Origin of the sequence: Mycobacterium alsense (assembly GCF_002086635.1) — a bacterium.
Classification (GTDB): domain Bacteria; phylum Actinomycetota; class Actinomycetes; order Mycobacteriales; family Mycobacteriaceae; genus Mycobacterium; species Mycobacterium alsense.
On the sequence record NZ_MVHD01000043.1, the window covers coordinates 35,227 to 51,471 of the forward strand.

Consider the following 16,245-nt stretch of genomic DNA (forward strand, 5'->3'; position numbering starts at 1 on the left):
ATCTGCGTCCCCGGGCACGCTTTGCGGTCAGGCCTCCAGGATCGCCGCGACGCCCTGCCCGCCGGCGGCGCAGATCGAGATCAGCGCCCGCACGGTGCCGTCCTTGTTTTCCTGCTTCTTTTCGAAAAGCTGCTTGGCCGCCTGGGCGAGGATCCGCCCGCCGGTGGCGGCGAAGGGGTGACCGGCCGCGAGCGACGAACCGTTGACGTTGAGCTTGGACCGGTCGATGGACCCCAGCGCCGCGTCGAGGCCGAGCCGCTCCTTGCAGTACTCCTCGGACTCCCACGCCTGCAGGTGGCACAGCACCACCGACGCGAACGCCTCGTGGATCTCGTAGAAGTCGAAATCTTGCAGGCTCAGCCCGTTTCGGGCCAGCAGCCGCGGCACCGCGTAGGTGGGCGCCATCAGCAGGCCGTCGCGCCCGTTGACGTAGTCGACCGCGGCGGTCTCGGCGTCCACCAGGAAGGCCAGCGGGGGCAACGAGTGCGCTGCCGCCCACTCCTCGCTGGCCAGCAGCGCGACCGAGGCGCCGTCGGTCAGCGGGGTGGAGTTACCGGCCGTCATCGTCGCGTCGCCGGCCTTGACGCCGAACACCGGGCGCAGCGTCGCCAGCTTCTCGGTGCTGGCGTTGGGCCGCAGGTTGTCGTCGCGGTAGAGCCCCAGAAACGGCGTGACGAGGTCGTCGAAGAAGCCGCGGTCGTAGGCCGCGACCATGTTGCGGTGGCTGGCCACGGCCAGCTCGTCCTGGTCGACACGCTTGATCCCCATCTGCTTGGTGGTGATGGCGGCGTGCTCACCCATGGACAACCCGGTGCGCGGCTCGCTGTTGGCCGGGATCTCGATCCCGAGCGTGGCGGGCAGCGTGCCCACCAGCTTGAGTCGCTGCAGGGTGGACTTGGACCGGCGCAGCTTCAGCAGCTGGCGGCGCAGGTTGTCGCCCAGTCCGATCGGCGGGTCCGAGGTGGTGTCCACCCCGCCGGCGGCGGCGACCTCGTAGCGGCCGGAGGCCACACCGTCGGCCGCGGCGATCGCCGCCTGCAGCCCGGTGCCGCAGGCCTGCTGGATGTCGAAAGCCGGCGTGTACGACGACAGCGCCGAACCCAGCACGCACTCGCGCGTCAGGTTGAAGTCGCGGCTGTGCTTGAGCACGGCGCCGCCGACGACCACGCCCAGGCGCTCGCCGGTCAGCCCGAACCTGTCCACCAACCCGTCGAGGGCCGCGGTGAGCATGTCCTGGTTGGACGCGTCGGCGTAGGCGCCGTCGGACCTCGCGAACGGGATGCGATTGCCACCCAGCACGGCGACTCGCCGCCGGGTCTGTGAACTTGCAGGGGCCACTGTTTTTCTCCGCTACATCAGTTTGGAACCGGCCGTTGAAGGCCATACTACTCACTGTTCTTACTCCGAAGTAAGTTTGTGCCCGATACGGTTGCCCTGTACGGCACGTCTCAAACCTAGAACGACATGGAAGGCAGCTCAGTGGCCCCCAAGCGCTCGTCCGACCTGTTCTCACAGGTCGTCAACTCCGGCCCCGGCTCGTTTTTGGCGAAGCAGCTCGGCATCCCGCAACCCGAGCCGCTGCGCCGCTACCGGCCCGGCGATCCCCCGCTGACCGGTTCGCTGTTGATCGGGGGTGAGGGCCGGGTCGCCGAACCGCTGCGCGCGGCGCTGGACACGGACTACGAAGTGGTGGGCGCCAACCTCGGCGGTCGGTGGGCCGACCGGTTCGGCGGCCTGGTCTTCGACGCCACCGGCATCACCACGCCGGCCCGGCTCAAGGCCCTACACGAGTTCTTCACGCCCGTGCTGCGGAACCTGGCCCACAACGCGCGCGTCGTGGTCGTCGGCACCACCCCCGACGCCGCGGCCGACAGCGACGAGCGCATCGCGCAGCGTGCCCTGGAGGGCTTCACCCGCTCGCTGGGCAAGGAGCTGCGCAACGGGTCGACGGTGCAGCTGGTGTACCTCTCGCCGGACGCCAAACCCGCCGCGACCGGCCTGGAATCCACCCTGCGGTTCATCCTGTCGGCGAAGTCGGCGTACGTCGACGGCCAGGTGTTCTACGTCGGGGAGGCCGACTCCACGCCGCCGGCCGACTGGGACCGGCCGCTGGACGGCAAGGTGGCCATCGTGACCGGCGCCGCGCGCGGCATCGGCGCGACGATCGCCGAGGTGTTCGCCCGCGACGGCGCCCGCGTCGTCGCGATCGACGTGGAGTCCGCCGCCGAGGCGCTCGCCGAAACCGCCAGCCGGGTCGGGGGGACCGCGTTGTGGCTGGACGTCACCGCCGACGACGCCATCGACAAGATCACCGAGCACCTCGGCGACCACTACGCCGGGCACGCCGACATACTGGTCAACAACGCCGGCATCACCCGCGACAAGCTGCTGGCCAACATGGACGACGACCGCTGGGACGCCGTGCTGGCGGTCAATTTGCTTGCCCCACAACGGCTTACCGAGGGACTGATCGGCAACGGCAGCATCGGCGAAGGGGGCCGGGTGATCGGCCTGTCGTCGATGGCCGGCATCGCGGGCAACCGCGGGCAGACCAACTACGCCACCACCAAGGCCGGGATGATCGGCCTCACCCAGGCCCTGGCGCCGAAGCTCTACGGGAAGGGCATCACGATCAACGCCGTCGCGCCGGGGTTCATCGAAACCCAGATGACCGCCGCCATCCCGCTGGCCACCCGCGAGGTCGGCCGCCGGATGAACTCGCTGCTGCAGGGCGGGCAGCCGGTCGACGTCGCCGAGACCATCGCCTACTTCGCCAGCCCGGCGTCGAACGCGGTGACCGGCAACGTCATTCGCGTCTGCGGCCAGGCGATGCTGGGAGCCTGACCGTCATGAACCAGCCAAGCGGCCTGAAGAACATGCTGCGCGCGGCGGCCGGGGCGCTGCCGCTCGTGCCCCGCCCGGACCGGCTGCCCAGCCGCACCGTGACCGTCGAGGAACTGCCCATCGACCAAACGAACGTAGCCGAGTACGCGAGGGTCACCGGCCTGCGCTACGACAACCATGTGCCGCTGACGTATCCGTTCACGTTGAGCTTTCCGGCGGTGATGTCCCTGGCGACCGGCTTCGACTTTCCTTTCGCCGCAATGGGATCGGTGCACACCGAGAACCGCATCACCCAGTACCGCCCGATCGCGGTGACCGACACCGTCGGGGTCCGCGTGCACGCCGAGAACCTTCGCGAACACCGCAAGGGGCTGCTGGTGGATCTCGTGACGGACATCAGTGTCGGCGGTGATGCCGAGGACCCGTCCTGGCACCAGGTGACCACCTTCCTGCACCAGCAGCGCACCAGCCTGTCCGACGAGCCCAAGCCGCCGCCGCAGAAGCAGCCGAAGCTGCCGCCGCCCAGCACCGTGCTGCGGATCAGCCCCGGGCAGATCCGCCGCTACGCCGTCGTCGGCGGCGATCACAACCCGATCCACACCAACCCGATCGCGGCCAAGCTGTTCGGCTTCCCGACGGTCATCGCGCACGGGATGTTCAGCGCGGCCGCGGTTTTGGCCAACATCGAGGCCCGGCTGCCCGACCAGGTGCAGTACTCGGTGCGGTTCGGCAAGCCGCTCGTGCTGCCCGCCACCGCCGGGCTCTACATCGACGACGGCCACGATGGTTCCGACGGGGGCTGGGACCTCTCGCTGCGCCACATCACGAAGGGTTACCCGCACCTGACCGGCAGCGTGCGCGCGCTCTAGCCCTCATGGGTGGGGCCGGGTGGTCGCCGGCCCAGCGCCAGCACCTTCAATCCGTATGCGCCGCAGGCGGTTAGCAGGAAGAAAACGAACAGCCAGGGCGGCGGGTGGGCGAGCTCCCAGACGAAGATCGCGGCCCAGACCGGTGAGCCCTGGGTGACCGCGAGGACCCCGGCCGCCCCGGCCAGCGACACCGCGGGGGGGTGCAGGTGCGTGCCGGCCGCCCAGTTGATCGCCAGCACCAGCACCGAACCCGCCGCCGCGCCGGTGGCCAGCGACGGGGTGAGCATCCCGCCCGCCCCGCCCGCACGCAGGAACAGCGCCGTCAACAGCGGCTTGAGCACCAGGATCGCCGCGGCCGCGGTCAGCGTCATGCCGCTGGCCAGGCTGACGGTCAGGATGCTGCGCCCATTGCCGGGCAGCTCCGGCCACCAGTGCGAGCAGACGCCCATCACCACACCCGCGGCGGCCAGGGCCGGGACCAGCACCCAGGTCCGCATGGTGCGGGCCGGGCGCGCGGCCGCCATGAGCCGGTTGAACGCCAATCCGACCGCGACGGCCACCGGCGCCAGCATCAACCCGTGCGCGGTCAGCAGGTACGTCGACTCGGCGCTGGGCCAAGGCAGGTTGGGCTGATCGTGGGTCACCGTCGAGCCGACCGCGACGGCCAGGCTCGAGGTGAGCAGCGCCGCGCCCACCGCCCGCGGCTGCCACGTGTTCAGCAGGATCCGCGCCGCGAACAGCGCGCCGGCCAGCGGGACGGCATAGACCGCACCGAGCCCGGCGCCCGCCGCGCACGCCAGCAGGATCCGGCGGTCGGAGCCGGACAGCCGTGTCAACCACACGGTGGCGAAATCGCCTAGGGCCGCGGCGAATTGGCGTGGCGCGCCCTCCCGGCCCAGGGAGGCCCCCGAGCCGACCAGCAGCACCTGCAACACGGCGTCGACGCTCCAGGCAAGTCGCGGAATGCGATCGCGACGGTCGATGGTCCCCGCGAGCGGCGGCACGTCGGCCCGGCGCCGCAGGATCCACCAACCCAGCCCCGCCAGCGCCCCGCCGACCACCGGCCCCACGACGCGGCGGACCGGGCCGGCGTCGGTGATCCCGGCCAGCAGCGTGCCGAAATCGTAGCGGTACGTGGCGTGTTCGACGAAGCGCAGGACCGCCGTCGTCGCCAACCCGGCGAACCCGGCCAGCAACCCGACAATGACTACGGCACAGAAGAACTCGACGTCGCGGCGGGGCGGCCGGCCGGGGCTAGCCGGCGACCGCGCTGGGTCCACCGGCATCGGGCAGCGACGCGGCGGCCTCCCGCTCCTCCGGCGTGCCCTTGAGGCCGTGCCAGAACAGGTCGATCATCAGCCCGGCGGCCTCGTCGACGTCGATGTCGCCGCTGGTGAGCCGGGTGGCCATCGCCTCGCCCGCGCCCACCAGCGCGACGGCCATCATCTCGTACTCGGCGTCGCTCCGCGGGGTGCGGCTGCCGGTCCGCATCAGCCCCGCGACCAGATCGATGATCTGCTCGCGCCCCTCGCGCACCGTGTGCGCGAACGTCTGCGAGCTGGTGGCCTGGGTGTACATCACGATCCACGAGGCGCGGTTGGCGTCGATGTAGCGCATGAACGACCCGATGGCGTTGCGCAGCAGGTCTTTGGCGCCCTGATCGAAGTCGATGTCGGCGCGCACCACGTCGATGAACCGGGTCATCTCGCGGTTCAGGCAGGCGCCGAACAGGTCCTCCTTGGAGCCGTAGTACAGATACAGCATCGGCTTGGAGATCTGCGCCTCGGCGGCGATGGCGTCCATCGAGGTCTCGTGGTAGCCGTTGACCGAGAACATCTGCACGGCGGCATCCAGCATCTGCTGTTCGCGCACAGCACGCGGCAGCCGCTTGGTACCACCCGCCATCGCTTCGCCTTTCTAGCCCGTCTATCTGACTACAGGGTAACGACGATGCGGCCCCTTAGTGGCCACAGGCGCGATTGCGGCCCTTCATCGTCGCCACCCGCACCACCGACGCGTCGACGGCCGCCATCGCCAGTTCCCCGCCGCCGACCGCCTTCTCCAGGCGGTCCAGGACGGCGGGCACCTCGTCGGTGGTCACCCACAGCGCGACGTCCGTGCCGGCCTGCAGGGTGCGCAGCACCGCCTCCGGCACGCCGTAGCGGTCGGAGATCGCCGCCATGCTGGACACGTCGTCGCTGAACACCGGGCCGTCGAACGGCGGGGCGTGGTAGCCGGTCCCGGTGCGCAGCAGCTGGACCGCGGCGCGGCTGAGGCTGGCCGGCTGGTCGCCGGTCAGGCCGGGGACCTGCAGGTGGCCGACCATCACGGCGACCGGCGCCGCGGTCACCAGCGTCCGGTAGGGCACCAGGTCGACGGCCTGCAGGTCGGCGAGCGGCGGGGTGACCACGCCGCCGGTGTGCGAGTCGCCGGAGCCGTGCCCGTGGCCGGGGAAGTGCTTGAGCACCGGCAGCAGGCCCCCGGCGCGCAGGCCCTGCGCGTACGCCCCGGCGTAGGTGGTGACGGCCTGCGGGTCCGCGCCGAACGACCGGTCCCCGATCACGTCGTCGTCGGGGGCGTCGGTGACGTCCACGACCGGGGCGAAGTCGATGGTGATGCCGAGGTCGCGCATCTTCTTGGCGCGGTCGGCGGCGAGGTCGTGGACCTGCTGGGGTGTTTGCGTCTGCGCCAGCTCCCGAGCCGACGGGGCCGTCCTGATCAGCGACTTCAACCGCGATACCCGGCCGCCCTCCTCGTCGACGCTGACCGCGAGCGGCAGCGGGCCCGCCGTGCGCTCGAGGTCGCCCAGCGCGCCCTTGAAGATCGACAGGTCCGTCCAGCCACCGATGAAGATGCCGCCGACGTGCTGGTTGCTGACCACGGCGCGGGCGTCGTCGGCGTCCTTCACCCCGACCATCAGCAGCTGGGCCAGCTTGTCGCGGACGGACAGCTTGGCCGGGACGCTTGCCGGGTCGGCGCACACCGGTGGCGCGGCCGCCGGCCTGCCGGCCGGGGCCGGTGAGGCGCCGGGGCGGGCGTGGTGGCCGCAGCCGGCGACGAGCGCCGATACGGCGGCGAGCACGGCCAGGGTGCGTGGGAAAGCCATCGGGACATGTTGTCACGGCGGGCGTTTCGTCCCCGGCCCCAGGGGGCATCAGCGGTAGGTTGCCCAGCAAGCCCATTTGCCTGGCAGGGAGGAGCCGGCGATGGCCGGGATCTCGTTGGCCGCTGCGGCCGGCATCGCGGTGGGATTGTCGATCGGCGCCGCCGCGACCGTCGGCGCGACGCTGGCGGTGGAGGGCCAGCGCGCGGGGCCGGCGCAGAGCCCGCCGGCCCCGCGCAACCTGCCGGCGCCGTACCTGGTCAACTACGGCGACCGGTGTTTTCACGGGCACTGCCTGCATTGGTGACGCACGGTGGGGACGACTCGCCGTCCGGGGGTCGACCCGCCCTTCTGCTAGGTTGGCGCTTATGAACCGGATCATTGCGCCCGCCGCCGCGAGCGTGGTGGTCGGTCTGCTGCTGGGCGCGGCCGCGATCTTCGGAGTCACCTTGATGGTGCAGCAGGACACGAAGCCGCCACTCCCCGGGGGCGATCCGCAGTCGTCAGTGCTCAACCGGGTCGAGTACGGCAACCGTAGCTAGCGGCGACCGCAAGCGCGGCGAAGCCGGGCGCGACGGGTCGCCGCCATCGGGTTCGGGCGGCGATCGCAAGCGCGGCGCCGGGCGCTGGGGGCACCGCCCGCTTGCGGGGGACGGGTCGCCGCCATCGGGTTCCGGTGCGTCGGCCTGCTCGCCGGTCGCCGCGCTGTCACGGCGGTGGTTGCTGTTGGTCGGCGCCGTCGCGCTGGCGCTGACGTTCGCCCAGTCCCCCGGCCAGGTCTCCCCGGACACCAAGCTCGACCTCACCGCCAACCCGCTGCGCTTCCTGGCCCGCGCGACGAACCTGTGGAACAGCGAGCTGCCGTTCGGGCAGACGCAGAATCAGGCCTACGGCTACCTGTTCCCGCACGGCACCTTCTTCCTGGCCGGCCACGCGCTGGGGGTGCCGGGCTGGATCACCCAGCGGCTGTGGTGGGCGCTGCTGCTCACCGTCGGGTTCTGGGGGCTGCTGCGGGTCGCCGAGGCGCTGGGGATCGGCAGCCCGGCGTCCCGGGTGATCGGCGCGGCGGCGTTCGCGCCGTCGCCGCCGGTGCTGACCACCCTCGGATCGATCTCGTCGGAGACGTTGCCGATGATGCTGGCGCCGTGGGTGTTGCTACCGACGATCCTGGCGCTGCGCGCTTCGACGGGCGCGGCGGGCACGACAACGCGAGCGCTGGCCGCGCGGGCCGGGCTGGCGGTGGCCCTGATGGGCGCCGTCAACGCGATCGCGACGCTGGCCGGCTGCCTGCCCGCGGTGATCTGGTGGGCGTGCCACCGGCCGAATCGCCGGTGGTGGCGCTACACCGCGTGGTGGCTGGCGGCCCTGGTGCTGGCCACGCTGTGGTGGGTAGTGGCGCTGGTCTGCCTGCGCCACGTCAGCCCGCCGTTTTTGGACTTCATCGAATCCTCCGGCGTGACGACGCAGTGGTCGTCGCTGACCGAGATCCTGCGCGGCACCGACGCCTGGACCCCGTACGTGGCGCCGACCGCGACCGCCGGCGCGCCGCTGGTGACCGGGTCGGCCGCCGTCCTGGGCACCTGCCTGGTCGCGGCGGCCGGGCTGGCCGGGCTGGCCGGCTCGGGTTCTCGGGGGGCGCCGGCGCGCGGACGGCTGGTGGCGATGCTGCTGGTCGGCGTGGTGCTGATGGCCGTGGGCTACGGCGGCGGCCTGGGCTCGCCGCTGGCGCACCAGGTCCAGACGTTCCTGGACGCCGCCGGCGCGCCGCTGCGCAACGTGCACAAGCTGGCCTCGGTGGTCCGGATCCCGCTGGCGCTGGGCATCGCGCAGCTGCTGGGCCGGGTGCCCCTTCCCGGCAGCGCGCCGGTGACCGCGTGGCTGCGCGCGTTCGCCCACCCCGAGCGGGACCGTCGGGTCGCGGTGACGGTCGTGATCCTGGCGGCGCTGGCGGTCAGCACGTCGTTGGCGTGGACCGGTCGGCTCGCCCCGCCGGGCGCATTTAGCGCGATCCCCAAGTACTGGCACGACACCGCCGACTGGCTCACCGAACACAACGTCGCCGCGGCCGGCGGAGGTCACCCGGGGCGGGTGCTGGTGGTCCCCGGGGCGCCGTTCGCCACCCAGGTGTGGGGCACCAGCCACGACGAGCCGCTGCAGGTGCTGGGCGCCAGCCCGTGGGGGGTGCGCGACTCCATCCCGTTGACGCCGCCGCAGACCATCCGGGCGCTCGATTCGGTGCAACGCCTTTTCGCCGCCGGCCAGCCGTCGGTGGGCCTGGCCGATACCCTTGCCCGCCAAGGCATCTCGTATCTCGTGTTGCGCAACGACCTGGACCCGGAGACGTCGCGCTCGGCGCGCCCGATCCTGGTGCACCGAGCGATCGAGGGGTCGCCCCGCCTGCAGAAGGTGGCGCAGTTCGGCGCGCCGGTGGGGCCCGGCACGCTGGCGGGTTTCGTCGCCGACGGCGGGCTGCGGCCGCGGTATCCCGCGGTTGAGATCTACCGCGTGACCGCCGCCGGCGACGCCGGCGCGCCGTATTTCGTCGACGCCGACCGGCTGGCGCGCGTCGCGGGCGGTCCCGAGGCGCTGCTGCGGCTCGACGAGCGCCGGCGGCTTCTGGGTCAGCCGCCGCTCGGCCCGGTGCTGATGACCTCGGATCTGGCGGACGCCCGCGGCGCCGGGCTGCCGGTCCCGCTCGTCACGCTCACCGACACCCCGGTGGCCCGCGAGACCGACTACGGCCGCGTCGACCAGCATTCGTCGGCGATCCGCGCCGCCGGCGACGCGCGGCACACCTTCAACCGGGTGCCCGACTATCCGGTCCCGGGCGCCGACCCGGTGTTCGGCGCCTGGAGCGGCGGCCGGATCACGGTGTCGAGCTCCTCGTCGGACTCCACCGCGATGCCCGACGTCGCACCCGCGACCTCGCCCGCCGCCGCGATCGACGGCGACTCGGGCACCGCGTGGGTGTCCAACGCGCTGCAGTCCGCCGTCGGGCAGTGGCTGCGGGTCGATTTCGACCACCCGGTGAGCAACGGCGCCATCACGATCACGCCCAGCGCGACCGCCGTCGGCGCCCAGGTGCGCCGCATCCTGATCGAGACCGCCACGGGCAGCACCACCCTGCGGTTCGACGAGCCCGGCAAGCCGCTCGCGGTGGCGCTGCCCTATGGCGAAACCCCGTGGGTGCGCGTCACCGCCGCCGGCACCGACGACGGGTCGCCCGGCGTGCAGTTCGGCATCACCGACCTGTCGATCACCCAGTACGACGCCTCCGGGTTCGCCCATCCCGTCACCCTGCGGCACACCGTGCAGGTACCCGGGCCGCCGCCCGGCGCGACGGTGGCGGCCTGGGACCTGGGGTCGGAACTGCTCGGCAGGCCGGGCTGCGCCCAGGGGCCCGACGGCGTGCGCTGCGCGGCGTCGATGGCGCTGGCGCCGGAGGAACCGGTCAACTTCAGCCGCACCCTGACCGTGCCGACCCCGGTGCCGGTGACGCCGACGGTGTGGGTGCGGCCCCGCCAGGGACCCAAGCTGGCCGATCTGGTTGCGGAGCCGAATACCGCTCGGGCCCAAGGGGCTTCCGACGTGGTGGACATCCTGGGCTCGGCGTACGCGGCCACCGACGGCGACCCGGCCACCGCGTGGACGGCGCCGCAGCGCGTCGTGCAACACAAGTCGCCGCCGACGCTGACGCTCAGGCTGCCGCGGGCCACCGAGGTCGCGGGCGTGCGCCTGGCGCCCAGCCGGTCGGCGTTGCCCGCGCACCCGACGGTGGTGGCCGTCAACCTGGGCGACGGCCCGCAGGTCCGGGAATTGAAGAAGGGTGACGCGGCTACCACGCTGGCGCTGCGGCCGCGGGTGACCGACACCGTCAGCATCAGCCTGCTCGACTGGGAAGACATCATCGACCGCAACGCCCTGGGTTTCGATCAGCTCAAGCCGCCGGGGCTGGCCGAGGTCGCGGCGCTCGGCGCCGACGGCGGGCCGATCGCGCAGGCCGACGCCGACCGCGACCGGTCGCGCGAGGTCGTCGTCGGCTGCGACGGCGACGTGCGCGGGCCGGTCATCGCGGTCGCGGGCCGCTTCGTGCGCACCTCCATCCACACCACCGTGGGGGCGCTGCTGGACGGCGGGCCCGTGGCCGCGGTGCCGTGCGAAGCCGAGCCGATCATGCTGCCGGCGGGCCGGCAGGAGCTCTTGATCAGCCCGGGGGCGCAGTTCATCGTGGACGGGGCCCGGCTGTCGACGCCGGCCGCCGCCCGGATCCCCGAGGCCATTCCCGTTGTCGCCCATACCGGTACGTGGGGTCCGAGCCGCCGCGAGGTGCGGGCCCCCGCGTCCCCGGGCCCCCGGCTGCTGGTCATCCCGGAGAGCATCAGCCCAGGCTGGGTCGCGCGCACGGGCAGCGGGGCCCGGTTGACGCCCGTTGCGGTCAACGGCTGGCAACAGGGCTGGGTCGTGCCGCCGGGGGACCCCGGGACCATCACGCTGACCTTCGCCGACAATTCGCTGTACCGCGCGGGCCTGGCGGTCGGGCTGGCGTTGCTGCCCCTGTTGGTCCTGCTCGCCTTCTGGCGCACGCGGCGCGGGGGCGGCGACGACGCACCCGCGCGACCGTGGCCGTCGGGACGCTGGGCGGCGGTTGCCGTGCTGGCCGCCGGGGCGGTCGTCGCGGGCGCGGTCGGCGCCGTCGTCGTCGGCGCCGCCCTGGGCCTGCGGTACGCGCTGCGCGACCGGGGGTGGCGCGACGGCGCGACCGTCGCGCTCGGCGCGGGCGGGCTGATCCTCGCCGGGGCCGTGCTGTCCCGGCATCCCTGGCGGTCGGTCGACGGCTACGCCGGGCATTCGGCGACCGTGCAGCTGCTGGCGCTGATTTCGCTTGCGGTGCTTGCCTCTTCGGTCGTGGCGGTGGCGCACCCGCGCGACGAATGACGGCCGGGGTGTTGGCGAGCGGTTTTACTGCTGGTTGACTGGTTACACGGCTCGGTGTGATCGCCACACGTCCGAGGAGTTGCGGCCATGGGATGGTTTTCGGCACCCGAATACTGGCTGGGCCGGCTGGTCCTGGAGCGCGGCGTCGCGGGCATCTATGTGTTTGCGTTCGTCGCGGCCGCGCTGCAGTTCCGGGCCCTCATCGGCGAACGCGGGATCCTGCCGATACCGCGCTACCTGGCCAGGCAGTCGTTCTGGCGGGCGCCCAGCCTTTTTCACCTGCGCTATTCGGATCGGCTGTTCGCGGGCCTGTCGTGGCTGGGCGCGGCGCTGTCGGCCGCCATCGTGGCCGGGGCGGCCGACGCGGTTCCGCTGTGGGCGGCGATGCTGATGTGGCTGGCGCTGTGGGTGCTCTACCTGTCGATCGTCAACGTCGGGCAGACCTGGTACGGGTTCGGCTGGGAGTCGCTGCTCCTGGAGGCGGGCTTCCTGATGGTCTTTCTCGGCAACGACGACGTGGCGCCGCCGGTGCTGACGCTGTGGATGGCGCGGCTGCTGCTGTTCCGGGTCGAATTCGGTGCCGGGCTGATCAAGATGCGCGGCGACCCGTGCTGGCGCGACCTGACGTGCCTGTACTACCACCACGAGACACAGCCCATGCCGGGGCCGTTGAGCTGGTTCTTCCACCACCTGCCCAAGCCGCTGCACCGCATCGAGGTGGCGGGCAACCACTTCGCCCAGCTGATCGTGCCGTTCGGGTTGTTCGCGCCGCAGCCGGTGGCCAGCGCGGCGGCGGGAATCGTGGTGATCACCCAGCTGTGGCTGGTGGCCTCGGGCAATTTCGCCTGGCTCAACTGGGTGACGATCGTGTTGGCTTTCAGCGCCATCGATGATTCCGCGCTGGCAACGCTTTTCGCCGTACCCGCGCATCCGGCTTGGGCGCCGCCGCCGACGTGGTTCGCCGGTCTGGTGATTTCGTTCGCCGCCGCGGTGCTGGTCCTGACGTACTGGCCGGTGCGCAACATGCTGTCGCCGCGGCAGCGAATGAACATGTCGTTCAACCCATTTCATCTGGTGAACACCTACGGCGCGTTCGGCAGCATCGGCCGGGTGCGCCGGGAGGTGGTGATCGAGGGCACCGACGAACCGCACATCACCCGCGAAACCGTCTGGAAGGAATACGAGTTCAAGGGCAAGCCCGGTGGTGTGCGTCGCCTGCCCCGGCAGTGGGCGCCTTATCATCTGCGGCTGGACTGGCTGATGTGGTTCGCGGCCATCTCGCCCGGCTACGCGCAGCCGTGGTTGAGGCCGTTCATGCAGCGGCTGCTGCGCAACGATCGGGCGACCCTGCGCCTGTTGCGGCACAACCCCTTCCCGGATTCGCCGCCGCGGTACGTGCGCGCACAGCTCTACCAGTACCGGTTCACCACCGCCGCGGAGCTGCGGCGCGACCGCGCGTGGTGGCATCGCACGCTGATCGGCGGGTACGTGTTTCCCATGACGCTGGGCAAGGTGTCGTCGCCGGGTGCCGCCTGAGTGAGGGCAGTGTCGACGTCCGCTACCGGGGCTGTGCGAGGGGTCGGCCCGAGATGGCTTCGTCCCGTGGGTCGAGGCCGAAGACCCGCACCGCCGCTGATTTTCCCTTCAGCGCATGAAACCCCCGGTCGGTGAGCGCCGCCGGTCGCGAAGCCAGTGCGTCAACGGTCCGGCCGGTGAGAACAATCGCGTCACCGATGTTTTTGCTGAGTTGCCGAAAAGGGCGCGCTGTTCCGGGCGAGTGCCGCCTGTTCGTGGCCGCCCCGGCTTAAATCGATTGCCCGGCAATCAGAATGGGGGTGGATCTTCGTCGTCGGTGGGTGGGGGTAGGGCGAAGTAGTCGCCGGTGTGCGGTTGTCGGGTCGGGTGGGCTTGGCGGGCGGCGCGGTTGTGGTGGCGTTCGGTGGCCACCCGGTAGGCGCGCTCTTGGGCGCGGGTGCGCCGGCGGCGCGGCATCATGGCGGTGCGCTCGGCGCTGGGCGGCGGTGGGGCCGGGTCGGCTTCCACGCAGCCCATGCCGCCCACCGCGTGGCACAGGCTGGGAAACAGCAGCGCGCTGGCGGGGGTGGTGACGTAGGTCTGCCCGGACGGGGAGGTGAAGATCAGCGTGCCGTCGGGCAGCTGCTTTTCGGTCCAGCCCCAAAACGTTTTCACCAAATGATGGGTGGTGCACAAACATTTGAGGTTGCCCGCGTGGGTGGGCCCGCCAGCGGCGTGGGGGATGGTGTGGTCGATTTCGCAGCGGGCGGCGGGCTGATCACAGCCGGGCCAGCGGCAGGTCAAATCCCGGCAGCGCACAAAATCGGCCAGCGCTTTCGAGGGCACATAACCCGGCTCGGGGGCCGCGTCGGCGGGATGCACCAACGCCACCCGTTTGGCGGTGGTGGAAAGCTCGGCGATCAGCTCCGGCGGGATCAACCCATCGGCGCCCCACAGCGAGCCCCCGGCGCCGCCGCGCCCGTCGAGGCTGGCCTGCTCGGCGATCACATGCACCACCACCGCCGACGCGCCCGCCCGGCCCCCCGCGGGACACTCCGACCGCGCGCAGCGACAGCCCAGCCGATCCGCCCCACCGGCCAGCGCCCCCAACGCATCGGCGCGCCGCTGGGCAACCGTGCGCGGATCGTGGGCACACACCGTGGCCGCCAGCGCGCTCAACCGCTGATCGAGCGCGCGCGCGTCGACACCAAACAGGCTGGCCTCCACCGCGGCCATGCCCTCCCCGACATCACCGATCCACACCTGGCGATCCTGCTGGCGCGCGTGGCGGCGGCGCAGCCCATCACGATCCACCCTGGCCACGACCCTGTCCACCTGGGCGGCCAGCCGGGCCCGCGTCAGCGACGGCCAGCGCCCCACATGGGCGGCCAGTGTGGCATCCACCGCGGCCAGCACGTCGGGATCCTCGATCAAATCGGTGCGATACACCACCAGCTGAAACACCCGAAAATCGATATCGCCGGCGGCAAACACCTCACCGACCTTCGGCAGGCGCTCGCGCATCGCCCGCGCATACCGCAACCGGCTGGCCGCCAAACCCTGGCTGATCCGCAACGCCGCACCCACCTCGGCGGCCACCGCCTCCATCGTGTCGATCGCCCAGCCCTCGGTCTCCGAGCAGCGCGAGAGCCGATAGGCGAACAACTCCCCGATCAACGCCAACTGCGCCGCGGCCGCCCGGTTCTCCGCGCGCGCCGCCGCGGCGATGCGCTCCAGCAGCGCCGCCGAGGCCGCCGTCGCCGACGGATAACACCGCTCGAACTCCTCATCGAAGTGGGCGATCACCTCCGCCCGATTCATCGGATCGAACATACGTTCGAGTATGCCACACGCCTACGACAACAGCCCGGGGCCTAGGTGCATGGGTCGGAGCGCCCCGATTCACCGGCAAGCCCGTCCCAGGCCACCGCCGCGGCAGCCATCGGCCCGGGGCCCGCGCCCGCATGCATCCGAAGGCGGCCACCACGGCCGCCTGGGGGATCACTGCTCGTCTGTCCAGGTGCCCGGCACCATCGGCAGCTCGGGCCCCCCGCCGAACGCGTCACCGGCCATCGTGGTCAGACCCGCCGGCTCCGCGCCCGTTCTCAGCAGGGTTCCGGCGAACCCCATCGCCCCCGCACCGTGTCCGGACTGCGCACGGCGCTCCAAACCGGCTGTCCCGCCGGCGATCACCGTTTCATCGTCGGCCTCGAGGTACTCGTAGCGGTACCCGCGGTCGATGACCGTCTCCAGGCGTCGGGCGGCCCGTGCCTGATCGCGGCGCGCCGCCGAAGCCGCGGCGGCCGCCGCAGCGGCGGAATCCGGGGCGGGTTCCCCGGCGCGGATGCGGGCGCCCAGCGTCGGCCCGAAGCCGGGCCCGGGGCCGCCCACCAGGTACCCGAAGCCCTCGACACCCGCCACCTGCGCCGCGGGTGCGGCGGCCGGGACGGTAGCCGGGCCGGCGGGTGCGGGCGTGGCCGCCGGGATCGGCGCGGGGCCGGGCGCCAGGGCGGGCGCGGCCATGAACGCCACCGGCGGCAGCTGCGGCGAGACCGCGGGGGCGGCCGCGACGGGGACGGGCGCGACCGGTTGGCCCAGCGCGGCCAGGCCCGAGAGGCCGGCCAGCCCGCCCAGGTTGGTGGCGGCAAGGTTGAGCACGGCCGGCAGCAGCAGCGGGGCGGTCTGGACGATGAAACGCAGTGTGCGCAGCGTCCAGTTGACGGCGCGAAAGGTCTGCCAGGCAACGAAATACGAGAGCAGGGCGGGAAGCTGCGCGGGGTTGGTCAGGACCTGGGGGAGGTTCGTTTGCAGGTAGCCGAGGGCCTGCTCGTTGCCGCTGATGAAATTGGGCAGGTTCTGCAGGTATTCCGCGGGGCTCCAATTCGGTTGGCCCTGGCCGGGAAAACGCTCGCCGTCGGGGCCGAAGATCATCGCCCAGATTTCGGCGGGCGTGGGCAGCTGGAACCCACCGGAGCCCCC

At 72.1% G+C, this 16,245-nt stretch carries 12 protein-coding genes and 1 pseudogene; 6 read left to right on the forward strand and 7 right to left on the reverse strand.

From position 1 onward, the window contains the following. Positions 1-27 precede the first annotated feature (27 nt). On the reverse strand, positions 28-1,338 hold the full coding sequence (locus BST11_RS20260; RefSeq protein ID WP_083139731.1) for an acetyl-CoA C-acetyltransferase: 1,311 nt from the start codon (positions 1,336-1,338) through the stop codon (positions 28-30). A 141-nt stretch (positions 1,339-1,479) separates the two neighbouring features. Here BST11_RS20260 and BST11_RS20265 point away from each other — a divergent pair, with 141 nt between their 5' ends. After that, positions 1,480-2,844: a 3-oxoacyl-ACP reductase gene (locus BST11_RS20265; protein ID WP_083139732.1), complete on the forward strand. Its 1,365-nt coding sequence runs from the start codon at positions 1,480-1,482 to the stop codon at positions 2,842-2,844. A 5-nt stretch (positions 2,845-2,849) separates the two neighbouring features. Beyond that, positions 2,850-3,713: a MaoC/PaaZ C-terminal domain-containing protein gene (locus BST11_RS20270; RefSeq protein WP_083139733.1), complete on the forward strand. Its 864-nt coding sequence runs from the start codon at positions 2,850-2,852 to the stop codon at positions 3,711-3,713. Here the strand turns inward: BST11_RS20270 and BST11_RS20275 are convergent. The 3 genes from BST11_RS20275 to BST11_RS20285 are packed head-to-tail and all read right to left on the reverse strand — an operon-like array spanning position 3,710 to position 6,819. Then, positions 3,710-4,993: a chloride channel protein gene (locus tag BST11_RS20275; protein ID WP_244897727.1), complete on the reverse strand. Its 1,284-nt coding sequence runs from the start codon at positions 4,991-4,993 to the stop codon at positions 3,710-3,712. The two genes, BST11_RS20270 and BST11_RS20275, sit on opposite strands and share 4 nt — an antisense overlap. Then, entirely contained in the window at positions 4,968-5,618 is a 651-nt protein-coding gene (locus BST11_RS20280) for a TetR/AcrR family transcriptional regulator (protein WP_083139736.1), read from the reverse strand. The genes BST11_RS20275 and BST11_RS20280 overlap by 26 nt, the downstream gene beginning before the upstream one ends. A gap of 55 nt (positions 5,619-5,673) precedes the next feature. Further along, positions 5,674-6,819 carry a glycoside hydrolase family 3 N-terminal domain-containing protein gene (locus tag BST11_RS20285; protein WP_083139738.1) on the reverse strand — a complete coding sequence of 382 codons (1,146 nt, stop codon included), beginning with the start codon at positions 6,817-6,819 and terminating at the stop codon, positions 5,674-5,676. A 100-nt stretch (positions 6,820-6,919) separates the two neighbouring features. Here BST11_RS20285 and BST11_RS20290 point away from each other — a divergent pair, with 100 nt between their 5' ends. From BST11_RS20290 to BST11_RS20305, 4 genes are all read left to right on the forward strand, one after another. Next, positions 6,920-7,123 (forward strand): hypothetical protein, encoded by a 204-nt coding sequence (locus BST11_RS20290; protein ID WP_083139739.1) that lies wholly within the window; start codon positions 6,920-6,922, stop codon positions 7,121-7,123. A 61-nt stretch (positions 7,124-7,184) separates the two neighbouring features. Continuing rightward, entirely contained in the window at positions 7,185-7,358 is a 174-nt protein-coding gene (locus tag BST11_RS20295; protein ID WP_066947240.1) for a DUF2613 domain-containing protein, read from the forward strand. 163 nt (positions 7,359-7,521) lie between these two features. Further along, a complete protein-coding gene (locus BST11_RS20300) occupies positions 7,522-11,751 on the forward strand; it encodes an alpha-(1->3)-arabinofuranosyltransferase (RefSeq protein WP_083139741.1) in 4,230 nt (1,409 codons plus the stop codon). Positions 11,752-11,838: 87 nt separating this feature from the next. Continuing rightward, entirely contained in the window at positions 11,839-13,287 is a 1,449-nt protein-coding gene (locus BST11_RS20305; RefSeq protein ID WP_083139742.1) for a lipase maturation factor family protein, read from the forward strand. A 22-nt stretch (positions 13,288-13,309) separates the two neighbouring features. Here the strand turns inward: BST11_RS20305 and BST11_RS28650 are convergent. The 3 genes and pseudogenes from BST11_RS28650 to BST11_RS27665 all read right to left on the reverse strand — a co-directional run. Then, positions 13,310-13,501, reverse strand: a pseudogene (locus BST11_RS28650) (adenylate/guanylate cyclase domain-containing protein); the annotation flags it as partial. Between the two features lie 74 nt (positions 13,502-13,575). After that, complete coding sequence (locus BST11_RS20315) at positions 13,576-15,099, reverse strand: HNH endonuclease signature motif containing protein (RefSeq protein ID WP_083139744.1); 1,524 nt, start codon at positions 15,097-15,099, stop codon at positions 13,576-13,578. A gap of 168 nt (positions 15,100-15,267) precedes the next feature. Beyond that, a partial coding sequence (locus tag BST11_RS27665; RefSeq protein WP_483406806.1) for a PPW family C-terminal domain-containing PPE protein occupies positions 15,268-16,245 on the reverse strand: 978 nt, incomplete at its 5' end.